Source organism: Yersinia fenwicki, assembly GCF_043099325.1.
Classification (GTDB): domain Bacteria; phylum Pseudomonadota; class Gammaproteobacteria; order Enterobacterales; family Enterobacteriaceae; genus Yersinia.
This window is the reverse complement of the sequence record NZ_CP170755.1, coordinates 1,299,713-1,320,643: the sequence shown is the minus strand read 5'-3', so window position 1 is coordinate 1,320,643 and position 20,931 is coordinate 1,299,713. Positions and strand designations below refer to the sequence as shown.

Here is a 20,931-nt window from a genome sequence, read left to right as displayed (position 1 = left end):
GAGCATGACAGTTGAAAATGATAACCAGAGATTGGAGTCCAGCCCGCTGAAAAAGTGCCATCACACAGTAGGCTTTCATCATTCTTTCCTATAATTAGCAAATTTTAATGTGATTTTGGTCTAGTATATACTCTAAATAATTCGAGTTGCAGGAAGGCGGCAAGCGAGATAATCCCAATGAGCTTACATAAGTAAGTGATTCGGGTGAGTGAACGCTGCCAACACACATGCAGCTTGAGGTATGACGAGTATTGGGTAGCGAGGCTAACAAGGCCTCTGGTTTCAAATGCAATAATTCATTCATTGAAGGAGCAATAAAATGAAGAAACTGACATTAGCTGCAACCTTGGTTATGTTATGCAGCACACCATTCCTGGCGCAAAGCGCATCAACCGCGGCACAAGGTGGTTTTGACGGCCCGGCAACAACGCAGACTCAGCCAGCCGCTCAAGGCGGGTTCTCAGGGCCAAATGCCAGTAATACCACGGTAGATAAAGTGAAGAGTATGCGTGATGATGCCCATGTTACCTTGCAAGGGAATATTACCGAGCGTCTGAGCCATGATACTTATACTTTCCGTGATAGTACCGGCACCATTACTGTAGATATCGACAGTAAACGCTGGAAAGGCCAAACCATTACGCCGCAAGATAAAGTCCAAATCGAAGGGAAAGTGGATAAAGACTGGAACTCTGTGGAAGTTGATGTGAAAAACATCACTAAGATTCAATAAGCCATCTGAAAGTAAATGGAGTCGCAACCAACCTATTTGCGACTCCGCATAATAAAATCACTCATTAATATCATTGGATGTCTGAGCCATTTCAGTCACTACAACTATTGAATAAAAAGTGCGGTTTTAAATTAAATTCAACCCACTAAACTCTTAATACTCCTGATCCACAATCAACCGCTTGCCCAGCATGATGCTGTCTTGGGTTTCATAATCGAGTTTTTCATACATACCAATTACCGCGTCATTATCTTCGCGCACCATGATATTGAGCTTTGGGCAGCCGCGAGCGATGAGTTTCTTTTCCAGGCGGCTGATCAGCGCATTGGCAAAGCCACGCCCCCGGAAATCTGGATGAACGCCCAGATAATAAGCAGAGCCTCGGTGGCCGTCATACCCTCCCATGACCGAGCCGACTATCGCGCCACTGACTTCCGCTACTAGAAACAATTCGGGATCATGATTTAGTTTACGTTCAATATCCATTTCCGGATCATTCCAAGGCCGCAGCAAGTCACAATGCTCCCACAGCAGAATCACTTCTTCAAAATCACTTTGCTGAAATACACGGATTTCCATGGATATTCGCACCCTTGAGTCAAATGGATATGCTGATCATTACACAAAATTATATCACGCAATAATAAAGTGATATTTCCCATAGTGATAGTACGTAATGATAGGAGAACTGGATAAATCTTGTCGGATCCTAACTCACTCAGCACAACTCCACACCGAGAGTACAACAATGGCAGCAAATCGCGGTATACTTGGGCCCCTATAATTTCCCGGCTACCAGAACCCTTCAGAATGAACTTACCCGATATAGACCAAATAAAAACCTACCTTCTGGATTTACAAGATAAAATCTGTGCCGCACTGGCTCAAGCTGACGGCAGCGCCAAATTCACAGAAGAAAACTGGGTGCGTGAAGAAGGTGGTGGTGGCCGCAGTCGGGTATTGGTCAAAGGGGCAGTTTTCGAGCAAGCAGGGGTGAATTTTTCACATGTTTCCGGCGCAGCACTGCCTGCATCAGCCACTGCTCATCGCCCTGAACTGGCGGGTCGCAGTTTTCAGGCGCTCGGTGTGTCACTGGTTATTCATCCAAACAACCCTTATCTACCCACCAGTCATGCCAATGTACGCTTTTTTATTGCTGAAAAGCCTGGCGAAGAGCCGGTGTGGTGGTTTGGTGGCGGCTTTGATTTAACCCCCTTCTATGGTTTTGAAGAGGATGCGATTCACTGGCATCGAACCGCTTATAACCTGTGCCAACCTTTTGGTGAACAACTCTATCCGCGTTATAAAAAATGGTGTGATGACTATTTTTATATTAAGCATCGTAATGAAGCCCGGGGTATTGGCGGCCTGTTCTTTGACGATTTAAACAGCCCTGACTTTGATACCTGCTTCAACTTTACTCAGGCCGTCGGCGACGGTTTCCTGGAAGCTTATATGCCGATTGTCGCGCGGCGCAAAGTTCTAAGTTGGGGCGAACGTGAGCGGGAATTTCAGCTTTATCGCCGGGGCCGTTATGTTGAATTTAATTTGGTCTGGGATCGTGGCACGTTATTTGGTTTGCAAACCGGTGGTCGCACAGAATCTATTTTAATGTCCATGCCGCCACTGGTGCGCTGGGAATATAATTATCAACCAGCAGCGGACAGCGCTGAAGTGGCGCTGTACCGAGATTTTCTGCCCGTAAAAGACTGGTTAGCCGCAGGAGAACATCACTGATGCAAATTTGGGTTGATGCGGACGCTTGTCCGAATGTTATTAAAGAAGTGTTATTTCGTGCCGCAGACAGAACCGGCATGATGGTCACACTGGTGGCAAACCAGCCACTAAAAACCCCACCTTCAAAGTTTATTCGCACATTACAAGTTGCTTCTGGCTTTGATGTTGCCGATAACGAAATCGTGCAGCGCGTCGAAAAAAATGATCTGGTCATCACTGCAGATATTCCGTTGGCCGCAGAGGTGATTGAGAAAGGAGGAATTGCGTTAAATCCACGCGGTGAACGCTATACTCCAGATACTATCCGTGAGCGGTTGAATATGCGCGATTTTATGGACACTATGCGCGCCAGCGGTATTCAAACCGGTGGCCCTAATACCTTAAATCAGCGCGATCGCCAGCAATTTGCCAATGAGCTGGATAAATGGTTACAGCAAGCCATTAAAGCGCGAGTCTAAATATCAATAACTGAAAATTTAGCACTATCCCTGGCCCAACAGTCCAAAATGAGTAATTTGGTTTTATCGTGCTATATACTTTATATAAACCTTCACTGTGGGCGGGCATATGAAAAAATTTGATTACAATCTGGTGAAATTGCTGCAATGCCTGATTGAGTTTCGTAGTGTTACCCGCACAGCAGAAGAGCTGGATGTCGCAATTTCAACGGTTAGCCACGGTCTTGCTCGTTTAAGGCGTGAATTCAATGACAGGATTGTAATTAATACCAAAGAAGGTTTGGTTCCAACCACACTAGCAATAACACTCAACAGCCATTTTTCATCTGCAGCAGACCTGATTGATAATGCCATTGCTGCCGGAAAAGATAGTGATTCGGCCCAAAGCTCTCTGACAATCAGTGCCAACCCATTAATTCAGCATTGGTTAAGTTGCCAGATAGACCAACTGTCACAGTCTGGAGATATTAGCGAGAGTTTTACTATTAAATATGTTGATAATTATTATAGCAGCGAACAGCGAGTATCACGGTTAAGGAATAGTGAAGTAGATATTGACATTGGCTCTATTCTGAATATTGATCGGTCATTAGTCAGTTATCATTTAGGATCATTTCCACTGGGGGTTTTATTAAGTAATTCCCACAGTAGAATTTCTGGTGACGTAAGTAAAGATGATTGGTTGCAGGAGCAGCGCTTAATTTGGAATCTCAATATGCAAGGGGCGTTATTTGCTCCGGGTCGTTCGTTTAAAGATATTCATGTGAATAATAATGCAAAGATTCAAACAACCAACTCGCTTAATGCGGTAACTTTAGTCGCCAATACAGACTACTTAGCGATTTTCCCCTTTATGATGCAGTCATTCTTAGCGAAACAGTTCAATGTCCGCATGTCTCCACTCCCCTTTTCAAATGATGGTTTAGTATCATTTTATGCCTATATCCATAAAAAATCCGACTCAAATGAACTGATAAAAAAATGTCTCAAGATCATAGAGAGTCTTCATTAACGGAAACTAACAACATACAGCCTGATTAAGTAATTTATTATAAAGTTGCCCAACCGACTTAACTTTTAGTTTGATATAAATACTGTGTCGATGACCGCTCACAGTTTTCTCACTAATATCCAATTTCTGTGAAATTTGCTTATTTTTGTCACCTGATAAAATCAGACTAAGTATAGTATATTCTCTTTGTGTTATTTTAAACTTCCTTAAATAGTAGATATAAAGAATATCCTCAATGTTAATATCATTATTACTTCGCCCTTTAATGGCTGTGCTATCAGAAAATACCAATTGTAACCCTTGGATGCTATTGTATAAATCAAAAGACAGATAAGAGGTTTGCTTGATAACAATATGTTCTATTTCAAGAATTTTCTCACCAATAATACTGACTGTTTTGAAATTATGATATCGCATCCGTTCCTTCAGTGAAATTATCATATTTAACCAGTTTTCACCTGGCCAGGTATAATCAACTATTAAGAAATCGACGATATGCATCTCAACATAATCACAGACTTCAGCGATATCAGTAAAATTATTTAGTGATATTAAACGACTAGATTTTCTGAGTGGCATGACATCCGAGACTAGATAGTCTAATCCTGCACCAAAAAATGATGACTGACTTAAAGATACAACTGAAATCATTGGATTACCCTTGAGTTTAAATAAACGAACACAGCGCATCAATCTATTGATAATCATGTTATCAATACCAATAGACAAAGTAATTCAGACACACCTTGCTGTACTGGGAATAATCCTATTATGTAAAATCAAACAACAACAGATCTTAAAATGAAAAGACATTTAGCAAAAACAAAATCACCTTAAAAATCATAACATTAAACTAGGAAATTGTCTTTAAAGAAGATAAAATGAACAATTAATGGCTATTAAATATCATTGTAATTAAATATTTACGCTATAAAAACAACACATAGTATTATTAAATAATCACCAATAACTTTAGGCAACCTAAGTTAATCTAAACACAATCGATAATAGATCAGTTGTTATTTTATAAGATCATTTTATATATTCATATGACTTGTTGACAGGAAACCAGACTTGCATTCGCTTCTTTACAATTTAATAAAGAAGAGGGAGCTAATATAGCTCCCTCCTTTTTGGCTCACGAAGTTATAACACCAGAAACTACAATGGCTGGGTTTGCGCCTCTACCACCGCTAACGCCACCATATTCACGATTCGGCGTACAGAAGCAATCGGCGTCAGAATATGAATCGGTTTTGCCACGCCCATCAGCACCGGCCCGACGGTCACGCCCTCTGAAGTGGTCACTCGCAGCAAGTTATAACTGATTCTCGCAGCTTCCATATTTGGCATTATCAGTAAGTTCGCAGCTCCTTTCAATGGGCTATCCGGCATCAGGTTATGGCGGATACTTTCTACCAGCGCGGCATCCCCATGCATTTCACCGTCAATCTCCAGTTCAGGTGCCATCTGATTCACCAACTCAAGTGTGCGACGCATTTTACGCGCTGCCGGGCAATCGGATGTACCAAAACTCGAATGAGATAACAGTGCCACTTTGGGCTCAATACCAAAACGACGCACCGTTTCGGCCGCCATCAAAGTAATCTCGGCCAACTGCTCCGGTGTCGGGTCATCATTGACGTAAGTGTCAGCGATAAACGTGTTGCCGGTTGGCAGTAACAGCGCATTCATCGCGCCCGCCACATGCGCCCCCTCACGGAAACCGAATACTTTCTCGACCACATCATAATGCTCATGGTATGTGCCAATGGTGCCGCAAATCATCGCATCGGCTTCCCCCCGATGAACCATAATGGAACCAATCAGGGTGGGGTTGCCAATCACTGCACGACGCGCCTGTTCCTGGGAGACGCCACGGCGCTTCATGATTTGATAGTATTCGTGCCAATATTCATTAAAGCGTGGGTCAGACTCATTATTGACCACTTCAAAATCTTTACCAGCTATAATTTGCAGGCCCAATTTCTTCAGCCGAGTCTCAATCACGCTTGGGCGACCAATCAAGATAGGATAGGCCAGCCCTTGGGAAATAAGCTCTTGAGTCGCATGCAATACTCGCTCTTCTTCCCCTTCAGCCAAGACTACTCGCTTCATCTCTTTTTTCGCTTGGGAGAAAATCGGCTTCATAAATAAGTTAGTTTTGTAGACAAATTCCGTCAGTTTTTCGATGTAAGCACTAAAGTCAGTGATTGGACGGGTTGCCACACCGGAATCCATTGCCGCTTTCGCCACCGCCGGTGCGATTTTCACAATCAAACGCGGGTCGAATGGTTTAGGGATAATGTATTCAGGGCCAAAGGAAAGATCTTGTTCACCGTAGGCTGACGCCACCACATCGCTCTGTTCAGCCAGTGCCAGGTCAGCAATCGCATGCACACAGGCCAGTTTCATCTCTTCATTAATGGTGGTCGCGCCGACATCTAATGCGCCACGGAAAATGAACGGGAAGCACAGCACGTTATTGACCTGATTCGGGTAGTCCGAGCGACCGGTGCAGATAATCGCATCAGGGCGCACGGCTTTTGCCAGTGGTGGCAGGATTTCAGGTTCAGGGTTCGCCAACGCCAAAATCAGCGGGCTAGGGGCCATGGTTTTCACCATATCTTGCGTGAGGACGCCGGGGCCGGAGCAGCCGAGGAAGATATCTGCACCAGGCATTGCATCCCCCAAGGTGCGCTGACCGTTATCCTCAATTGCATAAGCCGCTTTGGTTTCGGCCATATTGGCTTCACGGCCTTTATAAATCACACCTTTGGAATCACATGCCGTAATATTGTGATGCTTCAATCCCAGTGCAACGAGCAAATTCAGACAAGCAATAGATGCCGCCCCCGCCCCAGACACCACCAGTTTGACATCGCTGATATCTTTTTTCACGACACGCAAGCCGTTGAGTACCGCAGCGGTGCAGATAATCGCGGTACCATGCTGGTCATCATGGAACACCGGGATCTTCATGCGTTCACGTAATTTCTGCTCAATATAAAAACACTCGGGCGCTTTAATATCTTCCAGGTTAATGCCACCAAATGTCGGTTCCAATGAAGCAATAATGTCGATCAACTTATCAGGATCAAGTTCATCTACTTCAATATCAAATACATCAATACCGGAGAATTTCTTAAACAGAACCCCTTTCCCCTCCATGACCGGTTTACCCGCCAATGCACCAATGTTACCCAACCCCAATACCGCAGTACCGTTTGAAATCACAGCGACCAGATTGCCGCGCGCCGTATATTTATAGGCAGCCAGTGGATCAGCCGCAATCTCTAAACACGGTGCAGCAACACCAGGAGAATAAGCCAGCGCCAAATCTCGTTGGGTCGCCAGCGGTTTAGTGGGCGACACCTGAATTTTTCCCGGAGTAGGATATTGGTGGAAATCAAGCGCGCTCTGTTTCAATTGTTCGTCCATTGTAGGTTCCCTTTGCTTTTATTCTTTGAGGTGGTAGGGAACCAGTATAGTGAGTGAATTATCACAATCTATGAAGCAGGGCATACTCTGGATAACATTTTTATATCAACAGCATAATTTACTGATCAATCCGTGGGGAATAATCAACAATCGGAGAGTTATCAACAATCGAGAATTAAATGCCGCGAAATAGCGGCAATAAAAAGTAAAGCAGCACTCTGATAAGAAAGAATACTAACCTAATAAATTGTGGATTTGCGCATACTGTAAAAGCATGATGGTTTTGCCATCTTTAATTCGACCATCTGCGATCATGGCAATGGCTTCAGTGAAGGGTAACTCAACCACCTCAATCACTTCATCTTCAACGCCGATATTATCAGTCACTTTTTGATCCGAATGATATTCCGCAGCGAAGAAATGAATAATTTCAGTCACGCCTCCCGGCGACATATAAGCTTCAAACAGCTTCTGTACATGATCAACCTGATAGCCAGTTTCTTCCATGGCTTCACGGCGAATACACTCTTCCGGTAAGTCGTTATCCAGCAAACCGGCACAAGTTTCCAGCAGCATGCCATCGGGATTGCCGTTGACATAGGTTGGCATACGAAATTGATTAATCAGCAAGACGGTGCTGTTTTGACGGTTATACAACAAAATCGTCGCGCCATTCCCTCGGTCATACACTTCGCGAATCTGTTGTACTGGAGTTCCATTATCATCTATTAAATCAAAGGTGTACTTGTGGAGCTTGAACCAGTTTTTAGATAACAATTCACTGCGTATATTTTCAATTTTGACTGACATAAGACCTTCTTTAATCCCCAAAACACCCTAGAATTTTATTTAATTAGCTAACGCTAGTCCTTGTTCATTTGCAATAGGAATAAGCACAATAAAAATGCCCCGATAACGGGGCATTTAAGACAAGATGTTGGGAACGTTGCTATCAGAATCCGGTAGGTACATCCTTCATGTCCGGCAACTTATGGGCGATGCCTTTATGGCAATCGACGCAGGTTTTACCTTCTTCAATCGCTTTACTGTGCATTTTTGCCGCCACCGTTTTCTGTGCCGTGAAGTCCATATTGTCAAAATTATGGCAGTTGCGGCACTCTTGCGAACCATTGGCTTTCATCCGCGCCCACTCGTTTTCCGCCATCGTCAGGCGATGAGCCTCAAACTTCTGCGGGGTATCAATCAAACCAAAGGTCTTGGCATACAGCTCTTTACTGGCTTTGATTTTACGCAGCATTTTCGGCCCCCACTCATGAGGCACATGGCAATCCGGACACGTTGCCTTCACACCACTGCGGTTGCTGTAGTGAATGGTTCCCATGTATTCCTGATAAACATTATCTTTCATTTCATGGCAGCTAATACAGAATTTTTCAGTATTCGCCATTTCCATACCGGTATTAAAACCGCCCCAGAAAATGATGCCACTGACAAAGCCAATCAGCAGTAACGTGCCGAGCGCCAGCCGGCTCGGCCGACGCCACCACTGCCATATTCGTTTGATCATGCCGGGCTTTTTAGTTTCACTCATAGTTTATTCTCACAATAGCCATCTCGCTTATTGACCAAAGCCAGGTGCTGGCTGGAAGCTATTACCGACAATCGGCGCTGCATCAGTTTGTGGCACATGGCATTGCAAGCAGAAGTAGCGACGTGGGGACACTTCACTCGATACCTTGCCATCGCGATCAATAAAATGGGTTGGGCTAACACGCGGCGCACCCGTAGTACGATAATGTTCAACGCCATGACATTGCAGGCAGCGGTTGGTGTTTTTACTGATTTGATAGCCATCAACACTATGTGGGATCAGTGGTGGTTGGTTAACATAATTCAGCGCCATCCGTTGTTGCTGTTTGGGCATTTTCACCTTGCCTTCTGTCGTACCAGAGACTTCCGGTGATTGACTTAAATCCATCTCGACATTGCTGGCAGCATTGACGACACCGGTTATCAGCAATACCGCCAGTAGCGCTATCACAGATAAAACCCGGCGATTGAATGCGTGTAACATCGTGTTATTCATTATTTTCTCCTGAGAACACCGCTCTTCCTGAACTGCGCGCTATTTTTTGAACTACGCGCTATCTTCTGAACTACGCGACAATCCGAGCCAATTTAACTGCACATTTCTTGAAGTCAGTTTCTTTGGATAACGGATCGGTAGCATCCAACGTCAGGTTATTCACCAACTGCGCAGCATCAAAGAACGGCATGTACACCAGCCCTTGTGGCGGGCGGTTACGGCCACGGGTTTCCACCAGCGAAATCACTTCGCCACGGCGTGAAATCACTTTCACTTTGTCACCGCGCCGTAAACCACGAGCTTTAGCATCCAATGGGTGAATGAAAAGCACCGCTTCAGGGAAAGCACGATGTAATTCAGGCACTCGACGAGTCATGGAACCGGTATGCCAATGCTCCAGTACACGGCCAGTGGAGAGCCACAGGTCATATTCCTGATCCGGACTTTCAGCCGCCGGCTCATAAGGCAATGCAAATATCACGGCTTTACCATCCGGTTTGCCATAGAAACGCACGTCCTCACCTTTTGGTACGAACGGATCAAAGCCTTCACGGTAACGCCACAGCGTTTCTTTACCATTCACCACCGGCCAGCGCAGACCGCGTTCCTGATGGTAGCGATCGAACGGCGCTAGATCGTGACCATGACCACGGCCAAAATCGGCATACTCTTCAAACAGCCCTTTTTGAATGTAGAAACCGAAATCACGCGCTTCATCATTCAATTGGTCAGCAGGAATTTCACTCAGTGGGTATTTATTCACCACATTGTTGGCAAACAACACGTCATACAGCGTCTTACCGCGATATTCCGGTTTCTTATTAATCAGTTCATCAGGCCACACTTCTTCAACTTTGAAGCGCTTGGCAAACTCAACTATCTGCCATAAGTCAGATTTCGCCTCACCCGGTGCAGGCACTTGTTGACGCCAGAACTGGGTACGGCGCTCAGCATTGCCATAAGCGCCCTCTTTCTCGACCCACATCGCGGTCGGTAAGATAAGGTCAGCGGCTAAGGCACTGATAGTGGGATAAGGGTCTGAAACCACAATAAAGTTACGCGGATCACGCCAACCTGGCATGCGCTCTTCATTGATATTTGGCCCGGCCTGCATGTTGTTGTTACACATCACCCAGTAGGCATTAAGCGTGCCATCTTTCAGCGCTCGGTCTTGCGCTACAGCATGTAAACCCACTTTTTCCGGAATAGTGCCCGCTGGCAGTTGCCATTTGGTTTCAGCAATTTGGCGATGTTTTTCGTTCGTGACCACCATGTCGGCAGGCAGGCGGTGGGAGAATGTCCCTACTTCACGGGCTGTACCACAAGCGGAAGGCTGGCCGGTCAGAGAGAAAGGCCCAGAACCCGGTTTAGAAATTTTGCCGGTTAACAGGTGCAGGTTGTAGCACATGTTATTGGCCCAAACACCACGAGTATGCTGGTTAAAGCCCATCGTCCAGTAAGACACCAGTTTCACTTTAGGATCAGCATACAACTGCGCCAGTGACTCTAATTGATCTTCCGGCACACCGCTCATTTTGGCGGTTTTTTCCAGCGTATATTCAGCAACAAAGGCTTTAAAATCATCAAAACTCATCGGCTCTGATGCATCACTACCGGGATTTTTGGCCGCTTTTTCCAGTGGATGTGTTGGCCGTAAACCATAGCCAATATCCGTTGCACCACGGCGGAAGTTCACATGACGATCCAGGAAACCCTGATCAACGGCATTATTTTGAATAATGTAATTGGCGATATAATTCATAATCACCAGATCGGTCTGTGGGGTAAAGACGATCGGGTTATCGGCCAGTTCAAAGCTGCGATGTTCAAAAGTAGACAGAACCGCAATTCTGACATGCTCATTCGTCAGGCGACGGCTGGTCATGCGTGACCACAAGATAGGGTGCATTTCCGCCATATTGGAGCCCCAGAGCACAAAGGCATCTGCTTCTTCAATATCGTCATAACACCCCATTGGCTCATCCATTCCGAAGGTACGCATAAAGCCCACCACGGAAGAAGCCATGCAATGACGCGCATTGGGGTCAAGGTTGTTAGAACGGAAACCGGCTTTCAGCAGTTTAGACGCCGCGTAGCCCTCCCACACCGTCCACTGGCCGGAGCCAAACATACCTACAGCGGTCGGGCCTTTTTCTTTCAGCGCATTTTTGAATTTTAACTCCATGATATCAAAGGCTTTCTCCCAACTGATCGGAGTAAAATCACCTTCTTTATCATACTGGCCGTCTTTCATCCGTAGCAGCGGCTGGGTCAGGCGGTCTTTGCCGTACATGATTTTAGGCAAGAAATAGCCTTTCACGCAGTTCAACCCACGATTGACCGGTGAATCCGGGTCACCTTGAGATGCCACGATACGGCCATTCTGCGTGCCGACTAAGACACCACAGCCAGTACCACAGAATCGGCAAGGCGCTTTATCCCATTTGATTGCGTTTGTTGTCTCACCCACGACCGCCTTGGCGACGGTGGGTATGGTCAATCCGGCTGCGGCTGCCGCAGCAACTGCGGCATTGGCCTTCATAAAATCCCGGCGACTGAGTTTCATGGCATTTCCTCACCTTGCTGATCCTGCTGGTGATAAACCAGCGATACAGCCAGCACACCATCCAGATTACGTGCTGACTCAATATAATTCAGGAGCACGTCTGAGCGCGCTGCCTGCATGACCACCACCAACTTACCCAGAGCGGTATCACTGGTGGGTATTTCTGTGCCCGGAATCGCCAGCAGGCTGTCGATGAGTGGCGCTATTCGCGCAGGCTTGGCTTGTATCACCAATCCACAGACATGCCATTCTTTATCGTCCATCTTCACTCCGGGTAAGGGTTACTGCCTGAACGGGGCAGCTGGGTACACAGGCACCACAGCCGGTACAAGCAGGAAGGTCTAATTCGGGCTGAGCAATACCGTTTAGGCGCGGACGGAATTTTATCGCCCGCGTTTCACAACTATCCTGACAACTGCGGCATTCAATATTGTGAAAAGGTAAACAGCGATCAGAGACATTAATTTTCAGCGACCAGGCGGGTTGCGCCGTTGAGGTAAAAACACCCACTTCACAGGCCAGCACACAGGCTTGGCAGAAATTGCACTCGGCACGCTGAAAATCTATTTCGGGAAATCCGCCACTGCCAGCAACCAATACACCCGTTTCACAAGCGGCAACACAGTTTTGGCAACGGGTACAACCAACAATAAAATCACTTTCGCTAACCGACCAGGGTGGCCGAATAGCCGAGGGCTGCTGTTTGCCTGATTGCCAAAAACCAGTCAGCAATTTACGCCGTGATAAATCAGTCATGCTGATATCCTTAACATCTACTGGCGCGCCCGCGTGTACTTTAGGAGAGTGTTCATTTAAAGCTCGGTGAGTCACACCAAAGCAATGATAATAATTCTTATTTGTATTATTAGATAATTTCCCAGTGTCTAGGTATTAAATACAGAATTATGAGTAATAAAATAATTACTCTTTAGAGTTAATCGTTGGTAGATATTGAGCAAGATCAATTAATTTAGTGGTTATTTGCGTGGTTTCTCACTGTGAAATCTATTTGCGTTATTACATTTTTTATATAACGATTTGTTTAATGAGAATGGCTATCAAAAAGAAATGATATTTTGGTGATTATTCTTTAGATAAACTGGCACGGTAAAATGAATTTGGCCGAAGTTTTGAGGTACACTTAACGCGTGGTTCAACTAACTATGATGGATAACATGGTTGGCCAAATCAATGCCGCCAAATAATCCACGTTCAACAGCCAGACATTTAATGCTATCGGTTACAGGGACATTACTTATCATGACCAAAAGTCACACTATAATGATCGTTGACGATCATCCCCTCATGCGCCGTGGGATCAAGCAGTTACTTGAGCTGGATAGCAACTTTGATGTTGTTGCTGAAGCCAATTGCGGTAGTGATGCCGTTATTGAAGCGGCCAAATCTCAGCCAGATGTCATTCTGCTTGACCTAAATATGAAAGGCATGTCTGGGCTGGATACATTGAAAGCTTTGCGTAATGAAGGTATTGATGCACGAATTATTGTTTTGACCGTCTCAGATGCACGCAGTGATGTGTACGCCATGATTGATGCGGGCGCAGATGGTTATCTGCTTAAAGACAGTGAACCTGAAATATTACTGGAAAATATCCGTCGGGCTTCAAAGGGTGAGAACGTATTCAGTGATGCGGTCACACAATATTTATCCTCGCGAGATGAGCAGATTAATCCATTCTCTGAATTAACCGAGCGCGAATTAGATGTTCTGCAAGAAGTCGCGCGAGGAATGTCCAATAAACAAGTCGCGTTCGAGTTACACATTTCAGAAGAAACAGTGAAAGTTCATATCCGTAATTTATTACGAAAACTGAATGTCCGTTCACGCGTTGCAGCAACCATTATGTATTTAGAAAATAAAAAATATTAATAGCCACCTTATTATCTATACTCTAAATAATTCGAGTTGCAGGAAGGTGGCAAGGGAAAAATCCCGACGAGCTTACTCTTTATTAAGGTCAAGGCCAGTAAGTGATTCGGGTTATTGGTCATAGCCAAGGGACATGTAGCTTGAAGTATGACGGGTATATAGCAGCCAAGTTATTAGATTACTTAATGGCTGCTAAAATAAAATCATGGTTATCGTCTATCCATTTTTTATTCAGCGGCCCCCAACTGTCTAACCGATAATATCCCGCATTATTGCGCACACCATCCTGTACAAATGTCAAGGTGATGCCCAAACCGGGCAGAGCTTTCAGCACATCCTGTAATGTTCGCCGTGGCCAGCCGGTCAATTCCATCAAGCGCGGTACATTCAGCGATGCCTCCCGGCTTATCAACCAACAAAGGTAGAGACGACGGGCAAATACCGGATTAAGTTCCATAACATTCTCCAAGGTTGGATAGCTACTCAATAGTCTACTTGATGCCAGAAAAAACACCTGTTTATCCCCGTCATACTTCAAGTTGCATGTGCGTTGGTTGCCTTCCTCCAACTCGAATTATTTAGGGTATATGACTATTTTCGCCAGCAAGGTGAATTAACTCGATTTTTACGATGTTATTTACAGCTTCTCCTTATTTTCTTCACGTTTTTCTCAGCATTCCCGCGTAAAGTGCAACGTGGATTCTGCTGTATTTAACCCTAGAGGCTGGCACTGCATGGCTAATTTTTTCATCGACCGCCCAATATTTGCTTGGGTATTGGCGATAATTTTGTGTCTGACTGGCGCATTGGCAATCTCAACACTGCCGGTTGAGCAATATCCTAATCTGGCACCGCCTAATGTGCGCATTAGTGCATCCTATCCTGGAGCCTCGGCACAAACACTGGAAAATACTGTCACGCAGGTCATAGAACAAAGTATGACCGGTCTGGATAACCTGCTGTATATGTCGTCACAAAGCAGTAACTCCGGCAGTGCATCAATAACCCTGACTTTTCAGGCTGGAACCAATCCTAACGAAGCTATGCAGCAGGTACAAAACCAGTTGCAGTCCGCTATCAAAAAGTTGCCGCAAGATGTACAGCAGCAAGGCGTTTCAGTATCTAAATCAGGGGATAACACCCTGATGATGGTGGCGTTTGTTTCCACTGATGGCAGCATGGATAAACAAGATATTGCCGACTATGTCGCCAGTAATCTGCAAGACCCACTCAGCCGTATTGAAGGGGTGGGCAGCATTGATGCATTCGGTTCCCAATATGCGATGCGTATTTGGCTTGATCCTAATAAACTCAATAATTATCAACTTACTACCCAGGATATTGTGACTGCGATTCAGTCACAAAACAGCCAGATAGCCGTGGGGCAATTGGGCGGAACACCTTCTGTCGATAATCAGGCGCTCAATGCCACGATTAATGCCCAATCACAGTTGCAAACTCCAGAACAATTCAGAGAAATCACGTTGCGAGTCAATCAAGATGGTTCACTGGTGACACTGGGTGATGTAGCAAAAATTGAGATGGGTGCCGAAAAATATGATTATCTGAGTCGTTTTAATGGTCAGGCAGCTTCGGGGATGAGCATCAAACTGGCATCAGGCGCTAATGAGCTGCAAACGGATGAATTAGTCAAAGCCCGTATCGCAGAACTGACCCCATTCTTCCCGCACGGCCTGGAAGCAAAAATTGCCTATGAAACCACCCCCTTTGTGAAAGCCTCCATCAAAGACGTGGTCAAAACACTGCTGGAAGCCATTTTACTGGTTTTCCTGGTGATGTATTTGTTTTTACAAAACTTCCGCGCCACGCTTATTCCCACAATTGCCGTTCCGGTGGTGCTATTGGGTACCTTCGCAATACTGTCGGCATTCGGATTCAGCATTAATACCTTAACCATGTTTGCCATCGTGCTAGCCATCGGTTTACTCGTCGATGATGCCATTGTCGTAGTGGAAAATGTGGAGCGCGTGATGAGTGAGGAAGGGCTTGATCCACGAGAAGCCACACGCAAATCCATGAGCCAAATTCAGGGCGCGCTGGTGGGGATTGCTCTGGTGCTGTCAGCGGTATTTATTCCGATGGCTTTCTTCGGTGGCACCACTGGGGCTATTTATCGCCAGTTCTCCATTACTATCGTATCCGCCATGGTGCTTTCAGTGCTGGTGGCATTGATTTTGACCCCGGCACTTTGCGCCACCATGCTTAAGCCTATCAAACCGGGACATCATCATGCCAAACGCGGCTTCTTTGGCTGGTTTAACCGCATGTTTGACCGCAATGCTCACCGCTATGAGCGGGGCGTGGCGCAGGTTTTACATCACAGCGTGCGTTATATGCTGCTGTATTTATTGCTTTTAGGTGGGCTGGCGCTGCTGTTTATCAAGTTACCAACCTCATTCCTGCCCCTGGAAGACCGTGGTGTCTTTATGGCTCAGGTACAACTTCCTGTCGGCTCTACTCAGCAGCAGACACTCAGAGTGGTTGAGAAAGTCGAGAATTACTTCCTGACGGCAGAGAAAAATAATGTGCTGTCGGTGTTCTCCACGGTGGGGTCAGGCCCCGGTGGTAATGGTCAAAACGTCGCGCGCCTGTTCATCAGACTGTCTGACTGGGAACAGCGAAAAGACAGTAATGATTCGTCATTTGCCATCATTGAACGCGCCACCAAGATGTTTAACAAAATCGCCGAGGCCAAAGTCTCTGTCAGTAGCCCCCCGGCTATTTCAGGTTTGGGTGGTTCGTCAGGTTTTGATATGGAATTACAAGATCACGGCGGTTTAGGGCACGATAAACTCATGGCGGCACGTGACCAATTATTACAGATGGCATCTCAGGATCCCGCGCTAACACGAGTTCGCCATAACGGGTTGGATGATAGCCCGCAATTACAGATAGATATTGATCAGCGCAAAGCACAAGCGCTGGGTGTGTCCTTGGATGATATTAACAACACGCTAAAAACGGCATGGGGGTCGACTTACGTTAACGACTTTGTTGATCGTGGGCGGGTGAAGAAAGTGTATGTTCAATCTGAAGCCACTGCACGTATGTTGCCGGAAGACGTTAACAAATGGTATGTGCGTAATAAAAGCGGCGGCATGGTACCTTTCTCTGCCTTTTCAACCACTCGCTGGGAGTATGGCTCGCCACGATTGGAGCGCTATAACGGCTATTCTGCTTTGGAAATCGTCGGTGAAGCGGCTCCGGGCGTCAGTACCGGCACCGCTATGGATGTAATGGAGGGGTTGGTCAAACAACTGCCTAATGGATTTGGTTTGGAATGGACGGGAATGTCCTATCAAGAGCGGCTCTCTGGCTCACAAGCCCCTGCCCTCTACGCCATTTCACTGTTAGTCGTATTCTTATGTCTGGCAGCATTATATGAAAGTTGGTCAATACCCTTCTCAGTGATGCTGGTTGTGCCACTCGGGGTGATTGGGGCGGTTGCTGCAACCTGGATGCGGGGCTTGGAAAATGACGTCTATTTCCAGGTCGGATTACTCACCATCATTGGGCTATCAGCCAAAAATGCTATATTGATAGTCGAGTTTGCCAGTGAATTGAACAATAAAGGCAAAGATTTAGTGGAGGCAACACTTGAAGCCTCTCGCCTGCGGCTACGGCCCATTCTGATGACTTCATTGGCATTTATCTTTGGTGTATTGCCAATGGCAATCAGTCAAGGGGCCGGCTCTGGTAGCCAACATGCGGTGGGTACCGGTGTGATGGGGGGGATGATTTCAGCTACCGTGCTGGCTATTTTCTTCGTGCCACTGTTCTTTGTCCTGGTGCGACGCCGCTTCCCCGGCAGGCTGGCATCTGCGAAAAATAGTGATACTCAGTAGAGCTGTAAAGGATACTGGGTGTACCTAAAGAAAGGTGACATTAACGATTAATGTCACCTTTTTATTTAAAGCAAATTAAAGAATAATAAGTCAATATATTAATTATATTTAAATAAGTAATTAAAGAATTAAACAAACAAGCAGCACTATATATTTACAGTTATATCTTGACCATTTTAAAATCATCATCCATATTTATTTTTCCCGTCATACTTCGGGAATAAAAACACAGCATAACATTAACCTCAAGAGAGTCAGGAGATATAATTATGGGTATTCTCGGCTTATTGCCAAATAAAATTGATGAAGATGAGTCTATTGAAAACAATGAACACCTTACTTGTTTAACAGAAAAGGAGTTAGCTGAACTGGAAAGTTAATAGCATCATAATTAGGGGGGCTCAGGCCTCCTTAATTAATTGTTAACAGGAGATAAATTAATGGAATTACCTCATGAGCGAGAAATTACATTAGTCGAAGCAAAAAGACGAATTCTGGCTGAGTTTCAGGATAACGCCATCACTCCTCACATAGAAAACATTGGCCTACATATCATTACGACCACATGTGATATTTATGATAAAAATAATAATTTACTCAGCCAAGGTGTGGGTAAAGGTATTGATGGCGCAGCTCTAACGGGTGCTTTTTATGAAGCATTTGAACATTATATTTCAACAAATCACCAAAGATTCGGCGAAATAACATTATGCAAAACCAATAAACTACAAAATACCTTGGACGGTACGGATTTCGTTAGAGATGTGCTACAAACTCAACCCAACACAAAAATTGCTTGTCGCCGTTATAGTAATATCACTGGCGATATTTCGATTTATTATCCAGCCGCTTTTTCAACGCCGGATTACGCAGATTTTCCCCTTGAAGGAGATAGTTTCGATTATCAGGTATTACGCCGCTATTCCAGTAATAGCGGCACCGCTATTGGTTCTTCTTTTCAGGAAGCGGCGCTGCATGCTGCAAATGAAAGTATTGAGCGTGAAGATTTATCTCAATTTTTGATTAATTACTTTTATCAAGATAGCAAAAAAGCATTACGCCTGGTTAATCCTGATTCGCTACAAGAAGAACTTCACGCTTTATGGTTAAATGCTCAGGCCGAAATAGCAGATCACATTACAGTACTCGAAATAAGCCAATCTTCAAGTTGTCGGACATTCATCGCTTTCGGCCATAAAACTTGCCAGGCGGTACATTTATTTGGTGCAGGAACCTCCCTCTCACCTTATTACGCTATATCTCGGGCAATAACCGAACTGATCCAGTTTCATTCTATTGTCACCAGATTCCCTTACCTCATTGATACACAGAAACATTCTTTACGGCGATTAGCACAGTGGCCAAAACTACGGCGTAGTTGTGAAGCTTATTTACCCGGACTATTAACGGATAGAACCTTACATAGTGTTGATATTCCAGAAGATAGCCCCATTGCGCCAGTAATTGAGCAATTATTGCAGGTAGAACGGGAGTTAAACATGCGAGGGTACCAATTGCTGGTTAATATTCTCTATCAAAGCACTTCTGGCTGCACTGTCGTCAATGTGTTGGTTCCTGGCTTTGAGCGTTTCTTTCTTATTAATAGCGGCAACATTGTGGTGCCTTGGATGGGCTATCAATATCAAAACAGCCAGTGATAATTGGCTGAGAGTAAAAGCGATAAACAGCCAATAAAAAAGGCAGGAACGATGACGTTTCTGCCTTTCTGCGGACGATACCCCGCCCCTGGATATGTATTAATAAAACAACAAAAGATAACAACTCTTACTGCCGGTTTATTCGCTTATGCCTTACGCAACATAGCATCGATAAACTCTTTCCACGTACCTAACTCAACATCGACCATAACTTCCTCTCTAATTATCGCGGTCAATTATACGCCTGTTTTTTGAACAGTCAAAATTGGAATCCATTTAGATGAGTGTGGAAATGAGATCTGCTTCAGAGATATTGAATTTGGTCTTTTGACTGCGTTTCTCTGGCAGTGAGCACTTTACTTGCCTGTTGGTTGATTCCGGAGTAGCGTGCTCAGATATATAGGGATAAATGCCGTTTTTGACACAACCCATTATTGGCAAAATGCAGAGTAAACCATGAAACACTCTATTGATTCGCTGAAAGAGTTGGGCCGTTACGATGATGCGGTGGCAATGGCGCAAAATTTACTGCGCAGCGACCCAGACAACGCCATCCTGCTGTATAAGATTGCCTCTCTTTATGATGTGCAAGGGCTAGAGTTGCAAGCGATCCCTTTCTATCGTGCGGCTATCGAGCATAATTTGGCGGGAAAAGAGTTACAGGAAGCCTATCTTGGACTAGGTAGCACTTACCGGGCGCTGGGGCTCTATCAGGAATCATTAAATACATTTGACGCGGCGTTAGTGCGTTTTCCACAAGCAAAAGAGATCACCTTGTTTCGTGCCATGACATTGTACAATCTGGGTGAGACCAAAGAAGCGGTTGCAGCATTATTGATATTGCTGGCTGAAACCTCAAATCATCAAGATATCAGCCTCTACCAAAAAGCTATTCGCCAATATGCCGCTGACCTAGACCGAATTGGCTAAATCCCTCAACTACACGTACACATTTACGCGCTAAACACTTCATAGCCGTCTGGATTCAAACCCCATTTTCCCGCATTATGGACAAACTTGGCAGCCACATCAGTGACTGGCCTTATATTTATCCTGCATAATCGCGCCATTCTAGCCGAGGTATTATTTTTCCATGTCAGATAATCCAGCAACCTCATTATTGTGCCTTTATGGCATTAAAAATTGTGACACCCTAAAAAAGGCCCGCCGCTGGCTGGAAGAACAAAACATTGCCTATCAGTTTCACGATTATCGTGTGGATGGGTTGAGTGACGAACGCCTACAAGGTTTTATCGATAAGCTGGGTTGGGAGCCATTGCTGAACACTCGCGGGACAACCTGGCGTAAATTGCCACAAGCCCAGCGCGATGCCATTACTGATGCACAATCGGCCAAACTGCTGATGTTGGAACAGCCTGCTATTATCAAACGTCCGCTGTTAGAAACAAGCAATGGTGAGCTGCTGCTGGGCTTCAAAATTGAAATTTATCAACAGTTTATTCAGCAACATCTTACTCAACAAAAAGTAACCCATAACCAAAACGCTATTGAGGTGCAATAAC

General features: G+C 45.2%; 19 protein-coding genes. 9 read left to right on the top strand and 10 right to left on the bottom strand.

Annotated features, from left to right (window positions below; genetic code table 11):
- Nucleotides 1-319 precede the first annotated feature (319 nt).
- Nucleotides 320-733 (top strand): YgiW/YdeI family stress tolerance OB fold protein, encoded by a 414-nt coding sequence (locus ACF3VQ_RS06070; protein ID WP_392433814.1) that lies wholly within the window; start codon nucleotides 320-322, stop codon nucleotides 731-733.
- Between the two features lie 153 nt (nucleotides 734-886).
- Here ACF3VQ_RS06070 and ACF3VQ_RS06065 read toward each other — a convergent pair whose 3' ends face one another.
- Nucleotides 887-1,312, bottom strand: a complete 426-nt coding sequence (locus ACF3VQ_RS06065) for a GNAT family acetyltransferase (RefSeq protein WP_005166566.1) — start codon at nucleotides 1,310-1,312, stop codon at nucleotides 887-889.
- Between the two features lie 231 nt (nucleotides 1,313-1,543).
- Here ACF3VQ_RS06065 and hemF point away from each other — a divergent pair, with 231 nt between their 5' ends.
- From hemF to ACF3VQ_RS06050, 3 genes are all read left to right on the top strand, one after another.
- Nucleotides 1,544-2,470: an oxygen-dependent coproporphyrinogen oxidase gene (gene hemF / locus ACF3VQ_RS06060; protein WP_392433813.1), complete on the top strand. Its 927-nt coding sequence runs from the start codon at nucleotides 1,544-1,546 to the stop codon at nucleotides 2,468-2,470.
- Complete coding sequence (locus ACF3VQ_RS06055; protein ID WP_019081752.1) at nucleotides 2,470-2,928, top strand: YaiI/YqxD family protein; 459 nt, start codon at nucleotides 2,470-2,472, stop codon at nucleotides 2,926-2,928. Before hemF ends, ACF3VQ_RS06055 begins: the two co-directional genes overlap by 1 nt.
- A 109-nt stretch (nucleotides 2,929-3,037) precedes the next feature.
- Nucleotides 3,038-3,940: a LysR family transcriptional regulator gene (locus ACF3VQ_RS06050; protein ID WP_392433812.1), complete on the top strand. Its 903-nt coding sequence runs from the start codon at nucleotides 3,038-3,040 to the stop codon at nucleotides 3,938-3,940.
- 6 nt (nucleotides 3,941-3,946) lie between these two features.
- Here ACF3VQ_RS06050 and ACF3VQ_RS06045 read toward each other — a convergent pair whose 3' ends face one another.
- From ACF3VQ_RS06045 to napF, 8 genes are all read right to left on the bottom strand, one after another.
- On the bottom strand, nucleotides 3,947-4,669 hold the full coding sequence (locus ACF3VQ_RS06045; RefSeq protein ID WP_392433811.1) for a LuxR C-terminal-related transcriptional regulator: 723 nt from the start codon (nucleotides 4,667-4,669) through the stop codon (nucleotides 3,947-3,949).
- Between the two features lie 432 nt (nucleotides 4,670-5,101).
- Nucleotides 5,102-7,381 (bottom strand): NADP-dependent oxaloacetate-decarboxylating malate dehydrogenase, encoded by a 2,280-nt coding sequence (gene maeB, locus ACF3VQ_RS06040; protein WP_392433810.1) that lies wholly within the window; start codon nucleotides 7,379-7,381, stop codon nucleotides 5,102-5,104.
- Nucleotides 7,382-7,615: 234 nt separating this feature from the next.
- On the bottom strand, nucleotides 7,616-8,191 hold the full coding sequence (gene nudK, locus ACF3VQ_RS06035; RefSeq protein ID WP_392433809.1) for a GDP-mannose pyrophosphatase NudK: 576 nt from the start codon (nucleotides 8,189-8,191) through the stop codon (nucleotides 7,616-7,618).
- 142 nt (nucleotides 8,192-8,333) lie between these two features.
- Nucleotides 8,334-8,933, bottom strand: a complete 600-nt coding sequence (gene napC, locus ACF3VQ_RS06030; protein WP_392433808.1) for a cytochrome c-type protein NapC — start codon at nucleotides 8,931-8,933, stop codon at nucleotides 8,334-8,336.
- Nucleotides 8,934-8,960: 27 nt separating this feature from the next.
- Nucleotides 8,961-9,428 carry a nitrate reductase cytochrome c-type subunit gene (gene napB / locus ACF3VQ_RS06025; RefSeq protein WP_392433807.1) on the bottom strand — a complete coding sequence of 156 codons (468 nt, stop codon included), beginning with the start codon at nucleotides 9,426-9,428 and terminating at the stop codon, nucleotides 8,961-8,963.
- A gap of 70 nt (nucleotides 9,429-9,498) precedes the next feature.
- On the bottom strand, nucleotides 9,499-11,994 hold the full coding sequence (gene napA / locus ACF3VQ_RS06020) for a nitrate reductase catalytic subunit NapA (protein ID WP_392433806.1): 2,496 nt from the start codon (nucleotides 11,992-11,994) through the stop codon (nucleotides 9,499-9,501).
- Nucleotides 11,991-12,257, bottom strand: coding sequence for a chaperone NapD (napD, locus tag ACF3VQ_RS06015; protein WP_019081761.1), 267 nt, complete (start codon nucleotides 12,255-12,257; stop codon nucleotides 11,991-11,993). Before napD ends, napA begins: the two co-directional genes overlap by 4 nt.
- Nucleotides 12,247-12,750, bottom strand: a complete 504-nt coding sequence (gene napF / locus ACF3VQ_RS06010; protein WP_392433805.1) for a ferredoxin-type protein NapF — start codon at nucleotides 12,748-12,750, stop codon at nucleotides 12,247-12,249. The genes napD and napF overlap by 11 nt, the downstream gene beginning before the upstream one ends.
- A gap of 504 nt (nucleotides 12,751-13,254) precedes the next feature.
- On the opposite strand from napF, the gene ACF3VQ_RS06005 reads away from it, so the two are divergent.
- On the top strand, nucleotides 13,255-13,884 hold the full coding sequence (locus ACF3VQ_RS06005; RefSeq protein WP_392433804.1) for a response regulator: 630 nt from the start codon (nucleotides 13,255-13,257) through the stop codon (nucleotides 13,882-13,884).
- 178 nt (nucleotides 13,885-14,062) lie between these two features.
- Here the strand turns inward: ACF3VQ_RS06005 and ACF3VQ_RS06000 are convergent, their stop codons facing one another.
- Nucleotides 14,063-14,341, bottom strand: coding sequence for a helix-turn-helix domain-containing protein (locus ACF3VQ_RS06000; RefSeq protein WP_392433803.1), 279 nt, complete (start codon nucleotides 14,339-14,341; stop codon nucleotides 14,063-14,065).
- Between the two features lie 277 nt (nucleotides 14,342-14,618).
- Between ACF3VQ_RS06000 and acrD the strand changes: the two genes are divergently transcribed.
- From acrD to ACF3VQ_RS05980, 4 genes are all read left to right on the top strand, one after another.
- On the top strand, nucleotides 14,619-17,750 hold the full coding sequence (acrD, locus tag ACF3VQ_RS05995; RefSeq protein WP_392433802.1) for a multidrug efflux RND transporter permease AcrD: 3,132 nt from the start codon (nucleotides 14,619-14,621) through the stop codon (nucleotides 17,748-17,750).
- A 440-nt stretch (nucleotides 17,751-18,190) separates the two neighbouring features.
- A complete protein-coding gene (locus ACF3VQ_RS05990) occupies nucleotides 18,191-19,408 on the top strand; it encodes a YcaO-like family protein (protein WP_392433801.1) in 1,218 nt (405 codons plus the stop codon).
- Between the two features lie 456 nt (nucleotides 19,409-19,864).
- Complete coding sequence (locus tag ACF3VQ_RS05985) at nucleotides 19,865-20,338, top strand: tetratricopeptide repeat protein (protein WP_019081767.1); 474 nt, start codon at nucleotides 19,865-19,867, stop codon at nucleotides 20,336-20,338.
- A gap of 163 nt (nucleotides 20,339-20,501) precedes the next feature.
- A complete protein-coding gene (locus tag ACF3VQ_RS05980; protein WP_392433800.1) occupies nucleotides 20,502-20,930 on the top strand; it encodes an ArsC family reductase in 429 nt (142 codons plus the stop codon).
- Nucleotide 20,931: the final 1 nt, after the last annotated feature.